Origin of the sequence: Phenylobacterium sp., from assembly GCF_016793285.1 — a bacterium.
Lineage (GTDB): Bacteria > Pseudomonadota > Alphaproteobacteria > Caulobacterales > Caulobacteraceae > Phenylobacterium.
Window position 1 is genome coordinate 1 of the sequence record NZ_JAEUMO010000094.1, and the last position, 21042, is coordinate 21042.

Consider the following 21042-nt stretch of genomic DNA (forward strand, 5'->3'; position numbering starts at 1 on the left):
AGAGGCAACCATCCAGCGCGGCTCAACCTCGGCGACTGCTTCGCCTACGCCCTCGCCAAGCACCTTGACGCGCCGCTTCTCTACAAGGGCGACGATTTCGCCAAGACCGACGTCCGCTCAGCGCTCTGATGCGAAGGCGGACAAGGCCCGCCAGCGGCATCACTCGATGGCGGAGATGGGTGGAAAGCCGCCGCTGCATGGCTAAGCTGCGGAGGTGCCCAAGACCACCTTCGTATTTCAACACGCGAGCCTCTTGGACAGAGCATTGGCCTGGGGTTTGGTGGTCGCTCTCGTCGCAGCCTTCGCCTTCGTACTGCATCGCTACGCAAAGTGGCCGTGGTTGCTGAGTATGCCTGTGGGCGTGCTTGGCTACGTTGTTGTCGCCCTGGCGGTCGTCTACGGCCGCCTGGTGCTCTCTTGGTGATTCAAGCCCTAAGCCAAGGTCCGCAACAGGTCGCAAACGGACGTCGACCCTGCGCCGGCACTTCGCCCTAACCCACGAACCCCGCCGCGCGCTTCAGGCGGTCGTTGATCGCCTCGCCCAGCCCCTCGTGCGGGATCGGCGCGACCGCGATGCCCGCCGGGTTCGTGCGGTCGGCGGCGCGGAGGTAGGCGAAGAGGTTGGCGGCGGCTTCGGCCAGGTCGCCGTTCGGGCTGAGGTTCCAGGCGCTGTCGCCGTCCGGCCCGAACGCCAGCCAGGCCTCGCCGGCGCGGGGCGTCTCCGCCTCCAGCCGCACCGGGGCGTTCGGCGCGTAGTGCCGCGCCAGCCGCCCCGGCGAGCGCTTCGCGTCGGCCTCGGCCTCGGCCAGCGGCCCGATCACGGCCTCGATCTCCGCCCGCGTCACCGCTCCCGGCCGCAGCAGCCGCGCCTCGTCCAGCAGCGCCACCACGGTCGACTCCAGTCCCACCGCGCACGGCCCGCCGTCCAGCGCCGCCGCAACCGCCTCGCCCGTCTCCTCGACGGCATCCGCAAACGTCGTGGGGCTCGGCCGCCCCGAGCGGTTGGCCGAGGGCGCCACCACCGGCCGGCCCACGGCCTCGAGGAGCGCGTGCGCCACGGGATGTCCCGGCGCGCGCACCGCCACCGTGTCCAGCCCCGCCCGCGCCAGATCGCACACCGCCTCGCCGTCCGCCACCGGCAGCACCAGCGTCAGCGGCCCCGGCCAGAACCGCGCCGCCAGCGCCTCGGCCCGCGCGTCGAACACCGCGATCCGCCGCGCCATCGCCACGTCCGCCACATGCGCGATCAGCGGGTTGAAGCTCGGCCGCCCCTTGGCCGCGTAGACCGCCGCCACCGCCCGCGGATCGGCCGCGTCCGCCGCCAGCCCGTAGACCGTCTCGGTCGGCATCAGCACGAGGCCGCCGGCGCGGATCGCCGCGGCGGCTAGGGCGACGCCCGCCGGGCCTTGAGGTCGATCCTGACGGACACCTTGGCCGGGATCTGGTCGGTCTTCTGCCACTCGCCCTGTCCAACACCGAACGCGGTCCGGTCGAGGCTCGTTACACCGCTGACCGTCGCCCTGTCGCCGTCGATCGTGAGCCGGAACGGCAGCGTCAGCGGCTTCGACACCCCGCGCAGCGTGAGCGTCCCGTGCGCCACGTACCGTCCCTCGCCCGCCGCGGTGAAGCGCGTGGCCGTGAACGTCGCCTTCGGATGGGTCGCCGTGTCGAACCAGTCCGCCGCCGGCAGCGACTGGTCACGCTGGGCGTCGCCGGTGTCGACCGAGGCCATGTCGATGGCGACGCGCACGTTCGAGTTGGCCAGGTCGTCCGGCGCGAAGACGATGTCGGCGGTCCAGCGGTCGAACCGCCCCCCGATCGCCGTCCCGCTCCATTCGGTCCCGAATCGCAACGACGAGCCCGGCTGCACGATCCACTTCACCGCGCCGGTCGGGGCCGACGTGGCGGCCGTGGCCGGCGCAGGCGTCCCGGTCGACGGCGCGACATCCGCCTCCGCCGCCACGGGCGGCGCAGCCGGCGCGGTGTGCGGCAGCGGCGGCCGGTAGAGGTAGCCGAAGGCGACGACCGCGGCGGCCCCGGCCGCGATCGCGAACAGCCGCGGCTCCAGCCAGCGCCCGCCCGTCGCGCCGGGCGCCATGCGCGACAGCACCGGCTCGTCGCGGCGGAAGAGCTGGTGCTTCAGCGCTCCGGCCACGTGCAGCGCGATCAGGACGTAGGCGCCCTTGATGATCAGCCCGTGCGCCGTCTCGCCCGCCTCGTGCCAGGTGTGCCGGGCCGCGGGGGCCAGCTCGGGCAGGCCGGGGATGTGCGGCCACGGGACGACGCCGTAGAGCAGCGTCGGGATCGCTGTCCGGCTCGTCGAGACGATGATCCAGCCGGTGACCGGCATCAGGATCATCACCACGTAGAAGCCCCAGTGGACCGCGAGCGACAGCGTCCTCTCCCACCGCGCCAGCGTCGCCGGCTCGGGCGGCGGCGGGTTCGCGAACCGCCACGCGAGCCGCAACAGGCTCAGCAGCAGCACCGTGATCCCGAGGGACTTGTGCAGTTGCAGCACCGCGAACGCCTCCGGCGTGCGGCCCTCCATCCGCCCGGCGATCACGATCTGCAGGACGATCAGCGCCGCGATGGTCCAGTGCAGAACGATGGCGACGGTGGCGTAGCGCTCGGTGCGGGCGGTCACTTCTTCACGAACTCCACCTCGAAGATCAGGTCGACCTCGTCGCCGGCGAAGGGCCGCCCGCCGTTTACGCCGAAGTCCGAGCGCTTGAACCGCCCGGTCCCGGAGAAGCCCATCCGCGGTCCGCTGACCGGGAAGCCCGGCCCGTAGCCGTTGAACGCCACGTCCAGCGTGACCGGCCGGGTCACGCCGTGGAAGGCGAGATCGCCGGTGAGCTGGCCCTTCCCGTCCGCCACGTTCCCGAGCGCCGTCGAGGTGAACTGGATCACCGGGTACTTGTCGGGCTCGAAATAGCCCGCCACGGTCCGGGAGAAGATGCCGTCGCCCGTGTCGATCGACTTCGGGTCGACCGCGATCGAGACCTTCGTCGCCTGCCAGTCGGCGGGGTCGAAGGTGAAATCGCCCGACAGCCGGTTGAACCGCATGGTGTAGCGGGAGAAGCCGCCCATGTGCGGCACCTTGATGACCAGGCTCGCGTGACGCGGATCCAGGGCGTAGGTCCCGGCCGGCACTTTCGCGGGATCGCGCTGCGTCGGATCGGCCGCCGCCGCGCCGCTCGCCAGCAGCACCAGGGACATCGCCAGGACGACCGGTCGCAGCATCCGAAACGCTCCTTCGGCAGGGACGATGGATGATACGGCCAAGCGTGGCCGAACCGCGGCACATTCTTCGCCGCGGCGAAGCATGGCCCATCGGCTTTCGTCCGCGCGGCGCAACCGCTAGAAGGCCCGCGTTCCCAGAGAGACGCCATGACCTTCCGCGCCCCTATCCGCGACCTCGCCTTCGCCCTGAAGACCGTCGGGCATCCTGAACTGATCGCCCGCGCCTGGCCCGACCTCGACGACGACACCGTCCAGGCCGTGCTCGAGGCCGCCGGCGCCTTCGCCGACAACGAACTCGCGCCGCTGAACCGCCGGGGCGACCTCGAAGGCGCCCGCTACGAGAACGGCGTGGTCACCGCCGCGCCGGGCTTCGCCGACGCCTACCGCCACTTCGTCGAGCAGGGCTGGAATTCGCTGTCCGCCGATCCCGAGCACGGCGGCCAGGGTCTGACGAAGGCGATGGAACTCGCCGTCTTCGAGATGGTGCATGCGGCCAACATGGCCTTCGGCCTCTGCCCCATGCTGACCCAGGCGGCCATCGAGGCGCTGACCCTGCACGGAACCGAACGCCAGAAGCGCCTGGTGCTGCCGAAGCTGGTCTCGGGCGAATGGACCGGCGCCATGTGCCTGACCGAGCCGCAGGCCGGTTCGGACCTCGCCGCGCTGACGGCCATCGCGCGGCCGGACGGGAACGGCGGCTACCGCCTCTCGGGCCAGAAGATCTTCATCACCTGGGGCGACCACGACGCGGCCGACAACATCGCCCACCTGATCATCGCCCGCACCCCCGACGCCCCACCCGGCATCAAGGGCATCAGCCTCTTCCTCGCCACCAAGTTCGAGGTGAAGGACGACGGTTCGATCGGCGGGCGCAACAGCTTCCGCCCCGCCTCCATCGAGCACAAGCTGGGCATCCACGGCTCGCCCACCTGCGTCATGCTCTACGAGGACGCCCAGGCCGAGCTGGTCGGCGAGCTGGGCCAGGGCCTGGCCCACATGTTCGTGATGATGAACGCCGCGCGCCTGCAGGTGGGCGTCCAGGGCGTCGCCATCGCCGAGCGGGCGTTCCAGCAGGCGCTCAGCTTCAGCCAGGAGCGCAAGCAGGGCCGCGCGACCTTCGAGGACGCCGGCGGCATGATCTACGGCCACCCTGACGTGCGCCGGACCCTGATGCTGATGAAGGCCAGGATCGAGGCCGCCCGCGGGATCTGCCTGCTCACCGGCGTGCTGGCCGATCTCGCCGACCGCGCCGCGACAGACGACGAACGCGCCGCGGCCAGGGCGCGGCAGGAGCTGCTGACCCCCATCGCCAAGGCGTGGTCCACCGACATCGGCGTGGAGGTGGCCTCGGCGGGGGTGCAGCTCCATGGCGGCATGGGCTTCATCGAGGAGACCGGCGCGGCCCAGCACTACCGCGACGCCCGCATCGCGCCGATCTACGAGGGCACCAACGGCATCCAGGCCATGGACCTGATCGGCCGCAAGCTGCGGGCCAACGGCGGCGAGACGCTGAAGGCGCTCTGCGGGGAAATGGCGCTGACCGCCGAACTGCTCACCGAGACCGCCGAACTCGCCGCCGTCGGCCGCCGCCTCGCCGCCGCGATCGCCGCCCTGGAGCGCGCCGCCGACCGGGCGCTCGGCGCCGACAACATCGCCGCGCTGGCCATGGCCACGCCCTTCCTGAAGCTCGCCGGCGACGTCGTGGGCGGCTGGATCCTCGGGCGCCAGGCGCTCGCCGCCGCCGCCGCCGGCGCCGACGATCCGTGGCTCAAGGCCAAGGGCGCCCTGGCGCGGCTCTACGCCAGCCAGGTGCTGACCCAGGCGTCGGGCGTCGCCGACGGCCTCGCCGAGAGCGCCGACGACCTGGCCGACACCCCGGCGCACGCGCTGGCAGGCTGAGGATCAACCGCGCCGCAGGCGCTGTTTTTCCACCACCGCTGACGCGCCCTCGAAGGGCGATCGGCCTAGGCCGCGGCGAGCGACGGCAGGTCGTGCAGCGTGCGGTCGAGGCCCGCGCCCATCAGGTCGATGAAGTTGTCGCGGTAGAACCTGCGTTTCGCGACCTCGCCCACGCCGTCGAGGTTCTCGTTGAACCGCTTCAGCGGATTGCGCCCGCCCTCCACGTGCGGGAAGTCGGACGAGAACAGCACCATCTCCTCGCCCGAGTTCCGCATGATCCACGCCACGTCCTCGTGCGGATAGGGCGTGACCCGCAGTTGCCGGCGCAGGATCTCGCTGGGCGTGCCGGAAAGGCTCTGCAGGCGCTCCTCGCGCCCGAACGCCGCGACGCCGCTGTCCAGGAACTTCATCAGGCTGGGCAGCCACGACGCGCCCAGTTCGATGGCCCCGAACTTCAGCCGCGGGAAGCGGTCGAACACGCCGTCGATGACCAGGGCCGACAGCGTCTGCCAGACGCTGAGCGGGATCGCCATGAAGGTCAGCGACGTGAAGTTCTCGTCGCCGCCGTGGAAGTCCTTCACGAAGGGCAGCCCGTTCTCCAGGTAGTCCCTGTGCATCTTCTCCTCGCCCCCGACGTGGAAGAGGATCGGCAGCCCGGCCTCCTCGGCCACCGCCCACAGCGGGTCGAGCTCGCGGTGGCTGGGCGAGAAGCCCGGCGGGTGGCGCGACGGGACCACCAGCCCCTTGGCGCCCAGCGCGATGGCCTCGCGCGCGATCTGCGGCGCCCGCGCCCGGTCGATCAGCGGCACGTAGCCGGTGGCCAGCAGCCGGCGGTCCACCGAGCAGAACTCGGCCATCATCCGGTTGTGCGCCCGCGCCGCCTCGACGGCCAGGTCCACCTCGCCCATCTGCTCCAGGCCGAAGTTCGACAGGCACGCGGTCGTGAACACCAGTTGCGAGGCGAAGCCCAGGTAGTCGAGCGTCTTCGGCCGGTCGGCGGCCTCGAAGGCGCCCAGCGCCTCGTAGTTCTTGCGCAGCAGGATGTTGGCCTCGGCGCCGGCGCGGAAGTCGGGGTCCTTCGCCTTGTCGGCCGCCTTGGCGAACCACTCGGGCAGGACGTCCTTCCGGCCCGTCTTCTCGACGAAGGCGTCGCGGAATTTCGGGTCGAGGTAGCGGTTGACCGTGCCCGGCAGCTCCATCACGTGGCTGTCGGCGTCATGCACCGTCTGGCCTTCCACGTACGCCATGGCATACCTCCCGCGATGTCTTCTGGTGTTTCCCGGCATTCCGGACTTTCAAATCCGGCCCGTCAAGGCTGGCCCGCCGGATTCTGGGACCGCCACCCGACGCAGGTCGCCGCCGACCTGATCGGCTGGAGCGTCCTGGTGAACGGCGTCGGCGGCCGGATCGTCGAGACCGAGGCCTACCACCACGAGGACCCCGCCTCGCACAGCTTCTCCGGGCCGACGCCGCGCAACGAGGTCATGTTCGGCCCGCCCGCGCACGTCTACGTCTACCGCTCGTACGGCATCCACTGGTGCCTGAACTTCGTCTGCTGGGACGGCGCGCCCGGCGGCGCCGTCCTCGTCCGGGCCCTCGAGCCCACCGATGGCCTGGACCTCATGTCCGAGCGCCGGCTGGCCTCCGACCCGCGCGCCCTCTGCTCGGGTCCCGGCAAGCTCTGCCAGGCGCTGGCCGTCACCCGCGAACACAACGGCCTGGCGCTCGACCGCGCGCCGTTCGAGCTCGCCCCCGGGTCCGCGCAGGGCGTCGTCGCCGGCCCCCGCATCGGCATCACCAAGGCGGTCGAGACGCCCTGGCGCTTCGGAGAGGCCGGCTCGAGATTCCTGAGCCGGCCGTTTCCTCAGGCGTAGGCCACGCGCCGGCGGCGCAGGACGCCCCCGAGGCCGCCGAAGCCCAGCAGCATCATCGCCCACGTCGCCGGTTCCGGCACGCCGCCCGCCGGGTCCGCGACGTCGACGGACACGGATCGCAGGATCGGCCCCAGGCCGTCGTTGGGCAGCGGTCCGAAACCCGAGATCTGGAAGGCGAACTGCATGTCCTGCGGCGCCACGAACGAGATGCTGTAGGTCTGGAAACCCGTGCCGGCGGCGATCCGGGCGGTGAAGCCGAACCCGTTGCCGGCGGGCGGATCGACCGGGACGAGGCTGGTCCAGGGACCGGCCCGCAGGACGGCGCCGACATCCACCACCGGGTCGTAGAACAGACTCGCGAGGAACCGGTCGGTCGATGTGGGGTCGGCGCTCCGCTGGTTGCCGCTGAGCTCGAAGGACACGGTCACGGCGTCGCCGCCGAGAATCTTGAACTGGGACCCACCCATCGGGTTCGACAGGTCCAGGGTGCGGATCGTGCCTTGCGTGAGATTGCTCGCTTCCAACGACATGCAGGACGTGAAGCCCGTCCCGCAGTTCACGCCGCCCTCGCCGCTCTTGTAGATGTTGGTGTTGCCGGACCCGATCACGAGGAACTTGCCCAGCTCCTGGTCTGGACCTCCCACGTTCTCGACGCTGGCGCCGCCGTAGGCGCCGTTGAACGTCCCGTACCAAAGCTGGGTCGCGTCGGCCGACGTCGCGGCCCCCGCGAGCACGCAGGCCGCCATCGCCGCGGCCACGATGTGGCCGCGCCCGTATCTGCTGTTCATTGGATTTTCCCCCAAGCGTTACTGACGCGACCTAACCGAGCAACTTTCCTGGCCGCAACCGAGATCGCGCCGCAGGCGAGCGCTTCGCGCGTCCAGCGCGACCACCCCGAAAACGACCGGGGTTCGTAGAACGCGCTTTGCAGTCCAGCCGATTTGGGCTTCAACTGATGATGCACGGGAAATGGGCAATCGCTGCACGGGGGAGGTGCAGTTTGGGGGACATCAGTCGATGTTGCGAAGGCTTCTGCTTGCCTCTGTGCTGGCTCCATTCATCATTCTGGGCTCCGGCGCGATCGCCGCGGACCATGCGGAATCGCCGGGGGCGGACGCCGATCAGGCCGCCGACCTGGCCGACGTCTTCCTCTTCACCTCGCCGGAGAATCCGCGCCGCCTCGTCGCGGCGATCACCTACGGCGGCCGTTCGGGGCCGAGGTCGCGCATCGACCAGAACTTCGTGTGCGACACGCGGGTGGTCTACGTCCTGAACATCGAGCGCGCGAACGCCGCCGGGACGTTCGCCAACCAGCCCACCTTCCAGGTCGCCGGCCGGTTCGGGACCGTGGTCGCCACCGGCCGCTGCGGCGCCCTGCGGCTTGAGAACGTGCCCGGCGCGGGCGGGACCTTCGACGGGCCGATCGACACCGTCTTCACCTCGTCGACGGGCCTCAAGGCGTTCGCCGGCCTGCGCAACGACCCGTTCTTCTTCGACGCCGAGGGCTACAACGGCATGGTCGCCGCCTTCGACGGGCCGGCGCCCGCCGGCGGATACCTGGTCAACGCCTTCGGCCTCGGGCAGCGGGCCCGGCGCGACTCGTTCGCCAACCGCAACGTCTCGGTCATCGTCTTCGAGATCGACCTCGACGCCGTCGCCCCCGCCGTGAACGGCGTGCGGCCCAAGATCCAGGTCTGGGCCACGACGGCCCGGAAGGCCTCGTAGGGGGAGGCGGGCATGCACAGCACAACGAAACTCGCCTCGACGCTCGTCGCCCTCGCGGGCGCGGGCCTGCTCAGCGCCTGCAACGGCGGGTCCGACGACGCGCCGACGACGACGCGCCCGGCCGCCAGCCCCTATGCGTTCGAGGAGGCCGCCGCCAACTCGGCCCTCTACGTGCGGGTCGACCGCACCGGCGCGCCGGCCGTGGCCACGGCCCTGCTGTCGCGGGGCAACCTGACCATCACGGGTGTCGGCGGCGGGGTCCTGAACCCGGCCAACGCGGCGAACACCTTCAACGACCAGCGCGACCAGTTGAACCGGGGCGACCCGGCCAACGACGCCCGCGACTTCGCCGCGACCTTCGTGGCGGGCCCGCAGTCGAACTCGCTGAAGAACATCCACTTCAAGCTGAACGCGGAGCTTCGCGCCCTGGGCCTGACTCCGTGTTCGACGATTCCGGCGGGCGGCGCGGCGACCAACGCCGACGTCAACGTCGACACCTGCGTCGCCCAGGCGGCGCCGGCGATCATCCCCGACGTGATCGTCTTCGACGCCAACCGCCCTGACGGCTTCCCCAACGGGCGCACCTACGACGACCCGGTGGCCGACCGCATCCTGGCCGCGGCCCTGCTGCGGCTGGTGCCGAACGGAGCGGCGCCCGCGCCGCACCACATCGACAGCCTGCTGGGCGTGATCGACACGTGGAACGGCCCGGCGGGGCAGCCCTGCGCCTCGCCCTGCCGCTTCACCGGCGACGAGACCAACACCTTCTCGCCGGCGACGTTCCCGTTCCTGCGGCCGGCCTATCCGTGACCGCAGCGATCGTCGCGCAAGCCCGTCCCCGGCGGGGGCGGGCTTGAGCCGCGTGGGCCGGTCCGTCGCGACCCTGCTGGCCGCCGCCGCGCTGCCGTGGCTGGCGGCCTGCACGCCGCAGAAGTCGGCCGCGGTCGCCGCGCCGACGCCCGCGCCGCCCACGTTCGACCGGATGCTGGCCGACTACGACGCCGCGGTCGCCTCCGGCGAGGCCGCGACCAGGGCGCGGCTCGCCAGCGCCATGGTCCCGCTGGAGCTCGTCAGCATCTACACCGAGCGCGCACGGCTGACCGGCGGCTACGACGACTACGCCCGCGCCGAGGCGCTCCTGGCCCGCATAGAGACCGAGCTCAGGCCGTCCGACGAGCTCTGCCTCGCCAAGGCGCGGCTGCACTTCGCGCTCCACCGGCTCGCCCGGGCCAAGGCCGTGCTCGACGCCTGCCCGCACGTCGCCGGCCGGCCCGAGGACCTCGCGCTGCGGGCCGACATCGCCTTCTACTCGGGCCGCTACAAGGACGCGGGGATCATCTACCGCGCGCTCGTCGACCGCCTCGGCACGCCGCAGGCCTACACCCAGCTCGCCCTCTACAGCGCCAAGACCGGGTCGCCCGGCGAGGCCCTGGCCTTCTTCGAGGCAGCCGAGAAGCGCTACCACGGCACGTCGCCCGTCCAGCTCAGTTGGTATGCCCTCCAGCGGGGTCTCGTGGAGATGGATCGGGGGCGGTTCGACGAGGCCCGCGCCCTCTTCGCCCTCGCCGACCAGCGCATGCCCGGCTACTGGCTGAACGAGGAGCACCTGGCGGAGATCGCCCAGCTCAAGGGCGACGATGCGGCGGCCAGGCGCCTCTACGAGGCGGTCGTGAAGAAGACCACGGCGCCCGAATACCTGGACGCGCTGGCCGCCCTGGAAACCCCTGAGGCCGCCAGGCCGCTGCTCGACCGCGCCGAGACGATCTACGACGAGCGCGCCCGGCGCTTTCCCGAAGCCATCGCCGGCCACGCCCTGGACCACTACCTGAGCGCCGCGCCGCAACCCGCCAGGGCGCTCAGCCTCGCCGAGGCCAACTTCGCCAACCGCCCCTACGGCGACGCCGCCGTCGCGCTGGCCAAGGCCTACCTGATGAACGGCCGGGCGAAAGAGGCCCAGCGCCTGCTGGACCGGCAGCTCGCCCAGGGTTGGGACACGGCCGAGACCTGGTGGACGCTCGCGCTCGCCGCCAGGGCCGCCGGCGACCCCGGCCGCGCGAAGGCCGCGGGCGACGCGGCGCTCCAGCGCAACGGGCAGAGCGCCAGCCAGTACGCCTTCACGTTCTGACGCCGCTCAGTTGAACACCTTCGGCAGCGCGGTCGCGTCGTCGAGCTCGTGCGGGTTGATCGCCAGGGCCTTGGCGCGTTCGCGCCCGGCGCCGCGCCTGTCGCCCACCACGGCATAGACCTGCGACGCCACGCCGTGGAGCTGGGCGGTGTTCCATGCGCTCTTCAGCACAGGTTCGATCACCTGCCGCGCCTCCGACGGACGGCCGGCCTTCAGCAGGGCCTCCGCCAGCAGCGCCCTGGAATCGCCGTTGGGCCGCGCCGCATGGTTGCGCCGCGCGATCTCCAGCGCCCGCTCCGGATCGCCGGCGGAGATGTAGTGGTCCAGCGCGTGGCCATAGGCGGCTTCGGGCAGCAGCTTCAGCCGCCGCTCCCATTGCGCCGCGGCCTTCGTTCGCCACGCCGCGGCGCCCGCCGCGTCGCCCCGGCCCGCGGCGATGCCGGCGAGCGCGTCCATGAACTCGGGATTGCCCGTGCGCCGCACGATGTCGGCATACATCGCCTCGGCCTCGGCGGTCTGGCCCTTCAGCGTCAGCGCCTCGGCGATGTGCTCCTGGATCGCGTAGTAGCCGGGGAAGAGCGCATCGGCCCTGCGGAAGTAGCCCAGCGCCCGGTCCCACTGGCCGCGCTCCAGGTAGAGCGTCCCCTTCTGGAGTTCGACGTTGGCGCGGAACTGCATCGTCGGCATCCGGCTCGCCCGCACCGCGGCGTCGAAGAACCGCTCGGCCTCGGCCAGGCGGCCCGTCTTGGTGAAGTAGACCGCCCAGCGGAACGCCGTGCCGGCGCCCGGCTCCAGCGCGTCGGCCGCCCGGTAGCGCGCCTCGGCCGCCTCGAGGTCGCCGCGGTAGAAGGCGATGTCGCCGCGCAGCGCCAGCGCCTCGGCCCGCTCCATCGCGTCGGGCGGCACGGCGTAGCGGTCGATGGCGTCCAGCGTGCGCTCGGCCGCGTCGAGCCGATGCAGGGTGAAGTGCAGCGCCGCCTGGGTCAGGTGCGGGCCCGAGCCCGCCGGCGCCAGCGTGAACGCCCGGTCCAGCGCCGCCTGCGCCGCCGCGTAGTCTTCGAACGCGCCGGTCAGCCGCGCCCGCGTCGACCAGCGCCGCGACAGGCCCTCCAGGAACACCCACTCGCCCGGGTGTTCCGCCACGCGCGCCTGGGCGGCGGCGAGGTCGGCGTCGGCCCGGGCCAGCGCGGCGGCGAACGTCCGCGGCGCGGTGTCCGGCAGCTTCACCGGGCGCAGCGCCGCCGGCGGCAGGCGTGGCTCGAAGCCGGCCGCCGGCGCGGCCAGCCGCTCGGCGCCCAGCACGCTCGCCACGATCAGCGGCGGGACCAGCAGCCAGAGCCAGCGCGGCGACGGCGCGGCGAGCTTCACGTCAGCCGACCGGCCGGGCGCAGATCGACAGGCCCAGGCGCTGGAAGTCGTCCTGCAGCGCGTTGGCCAGCACCGCCAGGGTCGAGGTGATCTCGTTCACGTACTTCACCGTGCCGTCGATCGCGGGGCTGTCGTCGTTGTAGGCGTTCTTGGCGGACGAGCTGATCAGCGCGGTCGCGATGGCCGGCATGCCCATGCGGTCGACCTGGACGTAGGCCGAGGCCGGGTCGGTGCGGAAGTTGAAGTTCGACCCCGCGCCCGCCGCCGGGGCCCCGCCGTGCGGCGCGGCCAGGTACGGGAAGTCGGATCGGAACGCCACGTCGTTGGCCTGCGGTCCGAGCTGCCGCTGCGCCAGCGTGTTGGCGTCGTGCCGGGTCAGGTCGAGGAAGATCCACGCCAGCTCGGTGTCGATCACCGAGTCGGTCAGCCGCCGGCCGTTCGGGAACCCGGCGGGCTGGGTCAGGTCGACCTTGATCGTGTCGGGCACCACCAGGTTGCCCACGCTGGGCCCGCCCGGCCGCACCGGCTGGTCGATGCAGTTCTGGACGTTCAGCGAGGCGCTCGCCGGGGCGGTGGACGGCCGGTCGACAACGTCGGCGCCGCTGCCGCCGCTGCAGGCGCAGAGCAGGAGCGGCAGGCCGAGGGCGGCCGCGATGGCGGGGCTCTGGCGGCGGATCATTGCAACTGGCCCCCGATGCGGGCGCTGGTCACCCAGATGTCGAGCCGGTGGCCCTGGACCTCGATGCGGCTGCGCGGGATCTGGATCACCATCGCCGTGTCGTTCATGCCGGTGAAGAAGCTGCGGGTGTTCACGAACGACAGCGTCCCGGTCGAGCGGGTGTCGCGGAAGCCCTGCAGGTCGAAGAAGAACGGGTCGTCGTAGAGGCCGGCCCGCGCCAGGATGCCGTTGCGCGTGAGCGTCGTCTCCACCGGCCCGACCAGCGGCGGCCCGCCGTCGGGCAGGCCCGAGATCTCGACGCCGGTGTTCCCCGCCGCGTCCTTGCCGAAGCGGAAGCGGATCGCGACCTCGGCGTCGCCGGGCGCGCCGTTGTTCGAGATGTTGATCGTGTAGAGCACGTCGCGATCGTAGGTGGCCGCCTGCTCGCGCGGCGCGGGGCCCGCGAAGGTCAGCGCCATCACCAGGTTGTCGGCGGTGTGCCACGCGTAGATGTCGGCGATGTCGGCCGAACGGTCGGGCGTCGTGTCGAACGCCGGATCGGTCCGTGTCGGCGGATCCAGGTGGTCGGCGGCCACGGCGCGCCGGTCCGATGTCGAGAGCGCCAGCAGGGCGGCTCCCATGAGGCCCGCCACGGCGGACGCACGACCCAGGCGGACGTTCATGACTTCACCCCCAGAAGGCGATGTTCACCATATTACGTTCGCCGAACGATGGCAGACTAGTCCAGTCAACTATTGGGCGAAAAGCTGCCTGTCTTTTCGGCGCCCGCCTCCCAGGCGGCGCCGGCGCCAGCGCGAGAAGGCGCTGAGGCTGCCGTAGCCGAGCCGGCTCGCGACCTCGGTGAGGGAATGCCGGCCGTCGGCGATGTAGCGCCGCGCCAGGTCGGTCCTGATCTCGTCGAGCAGGGCCTCGAAGGACTGCCCGCCGTCCTCGGCGAGGCGCCGGTGCAGCGTCCTGCGGCTCACGCCCATGAGCGCGGCCACCCGCGCGATCCCGCAGGTCCCGGTGGGCAGCAGCGCCAGGATCAGCTCCCGCACGGTGGCGGCCGTATCCCGGCGGCCCGCGCCTGCCTCCCATTCGACGTAGCGCAGGGCGCGGCGCGCCGCGACCGGGTCGGCGCCGGAGATCGGCGCCTCCAGGTCGGCGGCCTCGAACACCAGGCCGTCGAAGTCCTGGTCGAACCACAGCGGGTCGCCGAACACGCGGCGATGGGTGGCGACGTCCGCCGGGCGCCCGTGCATGAAGCGCGCTTCCCGCGGTCCGGAACCCGGCCCGACCAGTTGACGGATCGCGCGGGCGATGACGCCGAGCGACAGCTCCACGCTCTGGCGGCTGCGGCCCGGGCCGGACGCCGTCTGCCGCAGCACCGCCACGTCGCCGGCGATGTCCAGCCGCAGCGTCAGGGCCTGGTTCTGCGCCCAGGTGTAGCTGACCAGCGCCTCGATCGCCTTCGCCAGCGTGGGCTGCTCGCGGAGCACGAAGGCCACGGCGCCCAGGTTCGACAGTTGCCGCGTTTCCGCCAGGCGCAGCCCGAAGTCCTCCGCGCCCGACCGCCGCGCCGCACGCTCCAGCAGGCGGCCCACGGCGAGCGCCGGGATCTTCAGGTCGGGGTCGGTCAGGCAGGCGGCGGGCAGCCCCACCTCCGCGCACAGCCGGCGCGGATCGAGGCCGAAGGCGCGGGCCAGATCGCCGTACCCCGTGAGGCTCGCGCTGCGCGTGAGGAGCTGCGCCATGGCCCCAACTGTCAAGTTTGTGGCCCCGACTGTCAATCATGGCCCGGCGTCGCCGCCTAGGGTGGCCGCCAACGAAAACCCGCGAACAGGCTGGGGGCCGAACCATGCATAGAGAAGCGCTGCTGGCGATCGAAGCCATCGTGAAGGCCGAACGCGAGCCCTACGAGACGATCCGGGTCAATCCGCTGACCCCCGTCATCGGGGCCGAGATCGAAGGCGTGGACCTGGCCGGCGACCTCTCGAACCGGCAGTTCGCCGAAGTGCGCCGCGCCTTCCTGGAGCACCATATCCTCGTCTTCCGCGACCAGCGCCTGAGCCCCGAGGACCACAAGCGCTTCGGCCGCCGCTTCGGACGCCTGCACGTCCACCCCCTCCAGGCGATGCGCGAGGGCGACAACGAGCGGCTGGAGGTCAAGGCCAGCAAGGACTCCAAGTTCGTCGCCGGCGAAGGCTGGCACGCCGACGTCACCTGCGACGTCGAGCCGCCGATGGGCTCGATGCTCTACCTGCAGACGACGCCCGAGATCGGGGTCGGCGGCGACACCCTGTTCGCCAACATGCACCTGGCCTACGAGATGCTGTCGGCGCCCATGCGGGCGTTCCTGGAGACGCTCACCGCGGTCCACGACGGCGCGATCCCCTGGGTGCAGGGCTACGGCTACCGGCCAAACCAGACGTTCCAGGTCAACGAGCATCCGGTGGTCGTCCGCCATCCGGAGACCGGGCGGAAGCTGCTGTACGTGAACCGCGGCTTCACCTCGCACATTCCGCAGCTCGCCCGCTTCGAGAGCGCCGCGCTCCTGGAAATGCTCTACCGACACATCGAGACCCAGCCCGCGCTCGCCTGCCGCGTCCGCTGGACGCCCGACACGCTCGTGTTCTGGGACAACCGCTGCACGCAGCACCACGCGGTCTGGGACTACTATCCACTGGACCGCGCGGGGCACCGCGTGTCGATCGTCGGCGAACGGCCGGTGGCCTGAGCCGGTGACCGGTCCGCCCGACACCGCCGGCCGGCGCCGGCGGTTCGCGCCGGCGGCTTTGCGTGTCGAGGCTGGCCGCGTCTGGCCCGGGCTTCTGGTGGCCGCGACGATCGGGCTCGCGGCGAGCTGGCTCTCCCAGCACTACGGCGCGCCCGTCATGCTGTTCGCCCTGCTGCTGGGCATGGCCTTCAACTTCCTGCACGACGACCCGCGGTGCGCGGCGGGGATCGAACTGGCGTCGCGTGCGATGCTGCGGGTCGGCGTCGCCCTCCTGGGCGCGAAGATCACGTTCGAACAGATCGCCGGACTGGGCGTCGCGCCCGTCGTCACGGTGGCGACCGCGGTCGCCACCACCATCGCGCTCGGGTTCGCCTGCGCGCGCCTGTTCGGGCAGAGCCGGGCGTTCGGGGTGCTGACCGGCGGCGCCGTGGGCATCTGCGGCGCCTCTGCGGCCCTGGCCATCGCCGCGGTCCTGCCCGACCGCGAGGGGCGCGAGCGCGACACCATCCTGGCCGTGGTCACCGTGACGGCGCTCTCGACGACCGCCATGATCGTCTATCCGCTGATCGCCGCGGCCGCCGGCCTCGACCCGACGCAGACCGGCGTCTTCCTCGGCGGCACGATCCACGACGTCGCCCAGGTGGTCGGCGCGGGCTACAGCGTGTCGGGCAAGACCGGCGACGTGGCGACCTACGTCAAGCTGCTGCGCGTCGCGCTGCTGCTGCCCGTGGTCTTCGCGATGGGCCTGGCCGTGTCCGTCGGGCGGCAGCGGACGGCGGCGGCGCGTCCCGGCGCCCCGTTCCCGTTCTTCCTCGTCGGCTTCGCCGCGCTGGTGGCGCTCGGCAGCTTCGGCCTGTTGCCGCGCCCGGCCGTGCAGGGCGCCGACGTCGTCTCCCGCGCGTGTCTCGTCGGCGCCGTCGCGGCGCTGGGCATGAAGACCTCGTTCGGCGCCCTGGCGAAGCTCGGCTGGCGTCCCGTCGCCCTGATCGTCGCCGAGACGGCCTGGATCGGCGCGCTGGTGCTCGCCGCGACGCTGCTCATGCGATGACGTCGGCGCGTCAGCGGGGCCTGAGGCTGACCGACCGCCCCGCCTTGCCCTCGTGGGCGTCCCAGGCGGCGTCGAGGACGTAGGCGTAGAGCGCCGCGGCGTGCGCGTCCGGCATGTCCCGGAACTGCGGCATCCCGCCGGACCTGCGGTCGCCCCCCTGCACCACGCCCTTGAACGCCGCCAGGTCGACCCGCGTACGGTTCAGGTTCGGGATGCCGCCGCCCACCGAGGCCCCGCCGTCGGTCCCGTGGCAGTATTCGCACTGATAGGCCGCGAAGAGCGTCTCGCCCTGCTTGGCCAGCGTCGGGCTCTGCCGCGGCCCCGGCGGCGTCGGCACGGGGTCGGCCTTGGCCAGGGGCGGATAGGCCGCGCTCCCGCCCAGCTTGAACGCCAGCAGCCGCGGCGGCGTGCGCGCTTGCGGCGTCGACGCGTAGCGGCTGACCAGCGACGCCGAGGCCGAGGCTGCGCCGTTGCCGGTCGCTACGACGATGTACTGCTCGCCGTCCAGCATGACGCTCGACGGCGCCGCGCGGATCGCCCCGCCGGTCTGGCGGCCCCAGACCACCGCCCCGGTCGCCGCGTCGAACGCCAGCAGCCGCCCGTCGGCCAGGCCCTGGAAGACCAGCCCGCCCGCCGTGTGCAGCAGCCCGCCGTTGACCGGCAGCCGCGACGTCGTCGTGCGCCACTTCACCCGGCCCGCCGCCAGGTCGATGGCCACCACCTGCCCGCTCGGCTTCACCTTGGCGTCCGGCCGGTCGCCGTAGAGCCAGTCGTAGGCGCCGTCCGCCGTGCGGCTGACCGGCAGGATCATGGTGGGCACATAGAGGACGCTGGTCCTGGGATCGAACGCCAGCGCCTCCCAGCCGTGCGCGCCCATCCCGCCAGGCAGCACCAGCGTGTCCTGGCCCGGCCGGTTCCAGTACTGGGCCTCGGGGTTGAAGATCGGCCGGCCGTCCGCGTCCAGGCCCTTGGCCCAGGCGACGTCGACGTACTGCGTGCCGGCCAGGAACTTGCCGCTCGCCGCGTCGTAGACGTAGGCGAAGCCCTGCTTGGGAACCGACACCACCACATGCCGCGGCGTCCCGCCCACCGGCACGTCGGCGACCATCAGGCCCACCGCCGCCTCGTAGTTCCAGCCGTCGTGCGGCACCTGCTTGGCGTGCCAGCGGTACTTGCCGGTCTTCGCGTCCACCGCCACGACCGAATTGGTGAACAGCTCGTCGCCCGCGTCGGCCGCCCGCGCCGAGGGTTCGCCCGGCCCCAGCGCGCCGGTCCCGATGATGAGCTGCCCGAGCTTCTCGTCGTAGGTGAGCGCGTCCCAGGGCGCGCCCGCGCCGTGGGTCTTCCCGTACCAGCCCGTCCCCCAGGTCTCCGCGATCTTCCGGTAGAACGGGTCGGTCTCGGTCTTCGGGTCGCCGGGCACGGTGTAGAACCGCCACCGCCGCTTGCCGGTCTCGGCGTCGAACGCATCGACGAAGCCGCGCTGCGTCCCCAGCTCCTGGTTCGAATTGCCGATGAAGACCAGGCCGCCGCCTACCCGCGGCGCCCCCGCGATGCCGTAGTCGAGGCCGGGATCGCAGCTCTGCGCCGCCCAGCGCTGGACGCCGCTCTTCCGGTCGACCGCCACCAGCCGGCAGTCGCCCGTCGCGATGATCGCCTTGTCCCGGTAGAGCGCCATGCCGCGGTTGAACTGCCGCGCCCAGAAGACGCCGAACGACTGCCGCTCGGCCGCGTCCTCGGGATAGGTCGCGGCGAACTGCCAGAGGAGCTTCCCGGTCTTGAGGTCGTTGGCGAAGATCCGCCCGCCGGGCCCGCCCTGGTAGACGACGCCGTCCTCGATCAGCGGATTGCCGACCAGTCCGTAGGCCGTGGGCATCTCCACCGCCCAGGCCAGCCCCAGCCGGCTCACGCTCGCCTTGTCGATCTGCTTCAGATCGGCGTGGTGCTGCATCGAGGGCCCGTTGCCCAGCAGCGCCCAGTCGGTGTCGCGCGGATCGCCGCCCCGCTCCGAGCAGCCGGACGCCGCCATCGCGAGCGCCACCGCTGCGGCCTTCGCCCCCCGCATCGCCCGCGCGCCCTCAGGCCCGGCCGCAGCCGGCCACCGCGACGGCCCGCACCTCGACCAGGAACTCGGGCATCGCGAGCTGCGTCACGCCCACCGCCGTCCACGACGGATAGCGGTCCGGGAAGTACGCGTCCTTCACCTTGGCGAACTCGGCCATGTCGCCGCGCAGGTCGGTGTGGAACGTCATCAGCTCCACCACGTCGGCCAGGCTCGCGCCCGCCGCCTCCAGCACCGCCTTCAGCCCCTCGAACGCCAGGCGCGCCTGGGCCTCCATGCCGACCCCCGGCCGCATCGCCGCGTCGATCCCGACCTGGCCCGAGACCCAGATCATGTCGCCGACCCGCGTCGCCGGCGCGAAGTGGTAGCCGTCGTACATCGGCTGCAGGGCCGGCGGGACGATCTGCCGGCGCGTCTTGTCAACGGTCATCGCGGCCCCCTCACGCGACCTGGCGGAAGACGGGCGCGCGGAACGGCGCGCCGGGTTCCAGCGCCGACATCTCGTTCTTGAAGAGAACGCCGTCGCGGGCGTAGCCGGACCGGCTCTCGTCCGGCAGCGGGCTGAACGTGGCGTCGTCGCCGAAGAAGCGCAGCACCAGCGTGTGGCGGTTCGGGAAGGCCGCATCCACGGGCGCGCCGCCGTGCAGCGAGGCCGGGTGCAGGATCAGCACGTCGCCGGGCTCGGTCGCCCACGACAGCACGTCGAACGCCGCGGGGTTCGCCCGGCGCTCGGCCTCCACGTCGGGCATCCGCGGCCACGCGGCGGCCCCCGCCTGCTGCGGATCGGCGTGCAGCGGATCGGTCGGATCGTCCGGATCCATGAAGGTGGTCCCGTCGTAGCGCGGACCGCGGTGCGAGCCGCGGAGGATCTCCAGCGCGTTCGCCTTCGGCACCGCCTCGAAGCTGATCCAGGCGTTGCCCCAGTGCTGGCCGCCCCAGGGAAGGTACGAGGTGTCCTGGTGCCAGAGCGTGCGCGCGCCGACGCCTCCCTCCTTCAGGAACACCTCCTCGGCGAAGTACCAGGCGTGTTCCGCGCCCCAGAGGTCGGCGAACGTCCGCCCCAGCGGCAGCGAGGCGACCAGGTCGTCCAGCTTCGGCTTGGCGATCGGATTGCAGTTGTCGACGTGCGAGCGCTGCCCGGTGTTCGCGTACATCTTGCTGGCGTGCGGTCCGGGATTCTCGATCGCCCAGTCGAACGCGGCGCGGCACTGCGCCAGTTGCGCGGGGCTGAGCAGCCCCCGGATCATCACGGCGCCGTCCTCGCGGTACGCCCTGCGCAGAGCCTCATCCATCGACCTGTCCTCCGGCGGTTCCTGCTGGCCTGGGTCACAGCTAGCATCGGCTTCTATTTAACGCAACATTTGTTATCATAATTATCGTGATGGAAATTGTGACGCCCGGCGAACCCGCTATGGTCGCGCCCGTGCCTGTCGACTCGGCCGCTTCGAAGACCGCCGCGACCGTTCCGCCCCGCCGTGGGCGCGGACGCCCCGTCGGCGACCGCGAAGGCCGCCGGACCGAACTGCTCGACGCCGCGATGAAGGTGATTGCGGACGAGGGCTTTGCGGGCATGTCGCTGCGCAAGGTGGCCCAGCGGGCCGGCTGCACGACGGGCGCGGTCTCGTACTACTTCGCCAGCAAGGACGAGATGCTGGTCGCCGTCATCGAGAGTCGGTTCGACGAGTTCGACAAGCTGCTGGAGATCGGCGACGGCGCGGGCGCCATCCGCGCGATGTTCGAGCGCTGGCTCGAGATCACCAACCCGGAGGACCCCGGCGTCTGGGTCGCGGGCTTCCAGCTCCTGGCCTACGCCCGCCACGAACCGACGCTGGCCGCCGCCTACCAGCGCCGCTACGCCCGCTACCGCGAGACGTTCGCCGCGATCCTGGCCGGGGGCCAGCGCGACGGCTGGGTGCGCAGGGACATTCCGGCCGACCTCCTCGCCGACCAGCTCAGCGCCATGGGCGACGGCTGGATGATGCTGTTTCCGATCGAGCCGGACCGCTTCGGCCCGAAGCGGGTGAAGGCCCTGCTCGACGCGACCATGGCGATGATCTCGCCGGCCGCCTGACCCGCCGCGGGCCCGGGCAGCGTCCGGGACTTGACACGCCGGCAGATTGATGTTCTTGTTTCGTTCATGTCCGCGACCGACGCCGCATCGACCCAACTGTTCGAGCTCGCCGAGCTCGGCATGAGCGTCGTGCGCCGCATCGCCGTGGCCGTCGAGGCGGCCCCGGACACCCGACCCTCCTCGCCCTGGTCGACGCCCACTGCGACGTCGGCCGCGGCGTGCGCCAGTCCAT

22 protein-coding genes are annotated in these 21042 nt (G+C 72.1%); 10 read left to right on the forward strand and 12 right to left on the reverse strand.

The window, feature by feature from the left end:
- Together JNL41_RS09690 and JNL41_RS09695 are read left to right on the forward strand one after the other, a co-directional pair.
- Positions 1-129 (forward strand): type II toxin-antitoxin system VapC family toxin (locus JNL41_RS09690; RefSeq protein ID WP_293474434.1); only part of this gene is annotated, 129 nt, incomplete at its 5' end.
- A gap of 85 nt (positions 130-214) precedes the next feature.
- Positions 215-424 carry a hypothetical protein gene (locus JNL41_RS09695; RefSeq protein ID WP_293474400.1) on the forward strand — a complete coding sequence of 70 codons (210 nt, stop codon included), beginning with the start codon at positions 215-217 and terminating at the stop codon, positions 422-424.
- Positions 425-491: 67 nt separating this feature from the next.
- Here the strand turns inward: JNL41_RS09695 and JNL41_RS09700 are convergent, their stop codons facing one another.
- Genes JNL41_RS09700 through JNL41_RS09710 form a run of 3 tightly spaced genes read right to left on the reverse strand, consistent with a single transcriptional unit; the run spans position 492 to position 3243 of the window.
- On the reverse strand, positions 492-1373 hold the full coding sequence (locus tag JNL41_RS09700) for an L-threonylcarbamoyladenylate synthase (RefSeq protein ID WP_293474436.1): 882 nt from the start codon (positions 1371-1373) through the stop codon (positions 492-494).
- Between the two features lie 11 nt (positions 1374-1384).
- Positions 1385-2644, reverse strand: a complete 1260-nt coding sequence (locus tag JNL41_RS09705) for a YceI family protein (RefSeq protein ID WP_293474402.1) — start codon at positions 2642-2644, stop codon at positions 1385-1387.
- Positions 2641-3243: a YceI family protein gene (locus JNL41_RS09710; protein WP_293474403.1), complete on the reverse strand. Its 603-nt coding sequence runs from the start codon at positions 3241-3243 to the stop codon at positions 2641-2643. The genes JNL41_RS09705 and JNL41_RS09710 overlap by 4 nt, the downstream gene beginning before the upstream one ends.
- A gap of 147 nt (positions 3244-3390) precedes the next feature.
- On the opposite strand from JNL41_RS09710, the gene JNL41_RS09715 reads away from it, so the two are divergent.
- The gene (locus JNL41_RS09715) at positions 3391-5142 is read left to right on the forward strand and encodes an acyl-CoA dehydrogenase (protein ID WP_293474405.1); all 1752 of its coding nucleotides are present in this window, start codon (positions 3391-3393) and stop codon (positions 5140-5142) included.
- A 65-nt stretch (positions 5143-5207) separates the two neighbouring features.
- Here the strand turns inward: JNL41_RS09715 and JNL41_RS09720 are convergent, their stop codons facing one another.
- Positions 5208-6389, reverse strand: a complete 1182-nt coding sequence (locus JNL41_RS09720) for an amidohydrolase family protein (RefSeq protein ID WP_293474407.1) — start codon at positions 6387-6389, stop codon at positions 5208-5210.
- A 15-nt stretch (positions 6390-6404) separates the two neighbouring features.
- Between JNL41_RS09720 and JNL41_RS09725 the strand changes: the two genes are divergently transcribed.
- Positions 6405-7016: a DNA-3-methyladenine glycosylase gene (locus tag JNL41_RS09725; RefSeq protein ID WP_293474409.1), complete on the forward strand. Its 612-nt coding sequence runs from the start codon at positions 6405-6407 to the stop codon at positions 7014-7016.
- On the opposite strand, the gene JNL41_RS09730 is transcribed toward JNL41_RS09725, so the two are convergent.
- Complete coding sequence (locus JNL41_RS09730; protein ID WP_293474411.1) at positions 7007-7804, reverse strand: PEPxxWA-CTERM sorting domain-containing protein; 798 nt, start codon at positions 7802-7804, stop codon at positions 7007-7009. The two genes, JNL41_RS09725 and JNL41_RS09730, sit on opposite strands and share 10 nt — an antisense overlap.
- 229 nt (positions 7805-8033) lie before the next feature.
- On the opposite strand from JNL41_RS09730, the gene JNL41_RS22545 reads away from it, so the two are divergent.
- From JNL41_RS22545 to JNL41_RS09740, 3 genes are read left to right on the forward strand one after another with little or no spacing between them, the layout of a single operon-like run.
- Positions 8034-8741: a DUF4331 family protein gene (locus JNL41_RS22545; protein ID WP_365698058.1), complete on the forward strand. Its 708-nt coding sequence runs from the start codon at positions 8034-8036 to the stop codon at positions 8739-8741.
- A gap of 12 nt (positions 8742-8753) precedes the next feature.
- The gene (locus JNL41_RS22550; RefSeq protein ID WP_365698060.1) at positions 8754-9551 is read left to right on the forward strand and encodes a hypothetical protein; all 798 of its coding nucleotides are present in this window, start codon (positions 8754-8756) and stop codon (positions 9549-9551) included.
- A gap of 43 nt (positions 9552-9594) precedes the next feature.
- The gene (locus JNL41_RS09740) at positions 9595-10866 is read left to right on the forward strand and encodes a hypothetical protein (protein WP_293474413.1); all 1272 of its coding nucleotides are present in this window, start codon (positions 9595-9597) and stop codon (positions 10864-10866) included.
- A 6-nt stretch (positions 10867-10872) separates the two neighbouring features.
- On the opposite strand, the gene JNL41_RS09745 is transcribed toward JNL41_RS09740, so the two are convergent.
- The 4 genes from JNL41_RS09745 to JNL41_RS09760 all read right to left on the reverse strand — a co-directional run bounded on the left by JNL41_RS09745 (position 10873) and on the right by JNL41_RS09760 (position 14646).
- Positions 10873-12234, reverse strand: coding sequence for a tetratricopeptide repeat protein (locus JNL41_RS09745; protein ID WP_293474415.1), 1362 nt, complete (start codon positions 12232-12234; stop codon positions 10873-10875).
- A 1-nt stretch (position 12235) separates the two neighbouring features.
- Positions 12236-12913: a DUF4331 family protein gene (locus JNL41_RS09750; protein WP_293474416.1), complete on the reverse strand. Its 678-nt coding sequence runs from the start codon at positions 12911-12913 to the stop codon at positions 12236-12238.
- A complete protein-coding gene (locus JNL41_RS09755; RefSeq protein WP_293474418.1) occupies positions 12910-13575 on the reverse strand; it encodes a DUF4331 family protein in 666 nt (221 codons plus the stop codon). Before JNL41_RS09755 ends, JNL41_RS09750 begins: the two co-directional genes overlap by 4 nt.
- A gap of 69 nt (positions 13576-13644) precedes the next feature.
- Complete coding sequence (locus JNL41_RS09760; RefSeq protein WP_293474420.1) at positions 13645-14646, reverse strand: AraC family transcriptional regulator; 1002 nt, start codon at positions 14644-14646, stop codon at positions 13645-13647.
- 104 nt (positions 14647-14750) lie between these two features.
- Between JNL41_RS09760 and JNL41_RS09765 the strand changes: the two genes are divergently transcribed.
- Both JNL41_RS09765 and JNL41_RS09770 read left to right on the forward strand, forming a co-directional pair.
- Complete coding sequence (locus JNL41_RS09765) at positions 14751-15629, forward strand: TauD/TfdA family dioxygenase (protein WP_293474422.1); 879 nt, start codon at positions 14751-14753, stop codon at positions 15627-15629.
- A 97-nt stretch (positions 15630-15726) separates the two neighbouring features.
- On the forward strand, positions 15727-16677 hold the full coding sequence (locus JNL41_RS09770) for a putative sulfate exporter family transporter (protein WP_293474424.1): 951 nt from the start codon (positions 15727-15729) through the stop codon (positions 16675-16677).
- A 10-nt stretch (positions 16678-16687) separates the two neighbouring features.
- Here the strand turns inward: JNL41_RS09770 and JNL41_RS09775 are convergent, their stop codons facing one another.
- The 3 genes from JNL41_RS09775 to JNL41_RS09785 are packed head-to-tail and all read right to left on the reverse strand — an operon-like array spanning position 16688 to position 20031.
- Positions 16688-18742 carry a PQQ-binding-like beta-propeller repeat protein gene (locus JNL41_RS09775; protein WP_293474426.1) on the reverse strand — a complete coding sequence of 685 codons (2055 nt, stop codon included), beginning with the start codon at positions 18740-18742 and terminating at the stop codon, positions 16688-16690.
- Between the two features lie 13 nt (positions 18743-18755).
- Positions 18756-19169, reverse strand: coding sequence for a RidA family protein (locus tag JNL41_RS09780; RefSeq protein WP_293474428.1), 414 nt, complete (start codon positions 19167-19169; stop codon positions 18756-18758).
- Positions 19170-19179: 10 nt separating this feature from the next.
- Positions 19180-20031, reverse strand: coding sequence for a phytanoyl-CoA dioxygenase family protein (locus JNL41_RS09785; protein ID WP_293474430.1), 852 nt, complete (start codon positions 20029-20031; stop codon positions 19180-19182).
- A gap of 131 nt (positions 20032-20162) precedes the next feature.
- Here JNL41_RS09785 and JNL41_RS09790 point away from each other — a divergent pair, with 131 nt between their 5' ends.
- Positions 20163-20810: a TetR family transcriptional regulator C-terminal domain-containing protein gene (locus JNL41_RS09790; protein ID WP_293474432.1), complete on the forward strand. Its 648-nt coding sequence runs from the start codon at positions 20163-20165 to the stop codon at positions 20808-20810.
- Positions 20811-21042 lie beyond the last annotated feature (232 nt).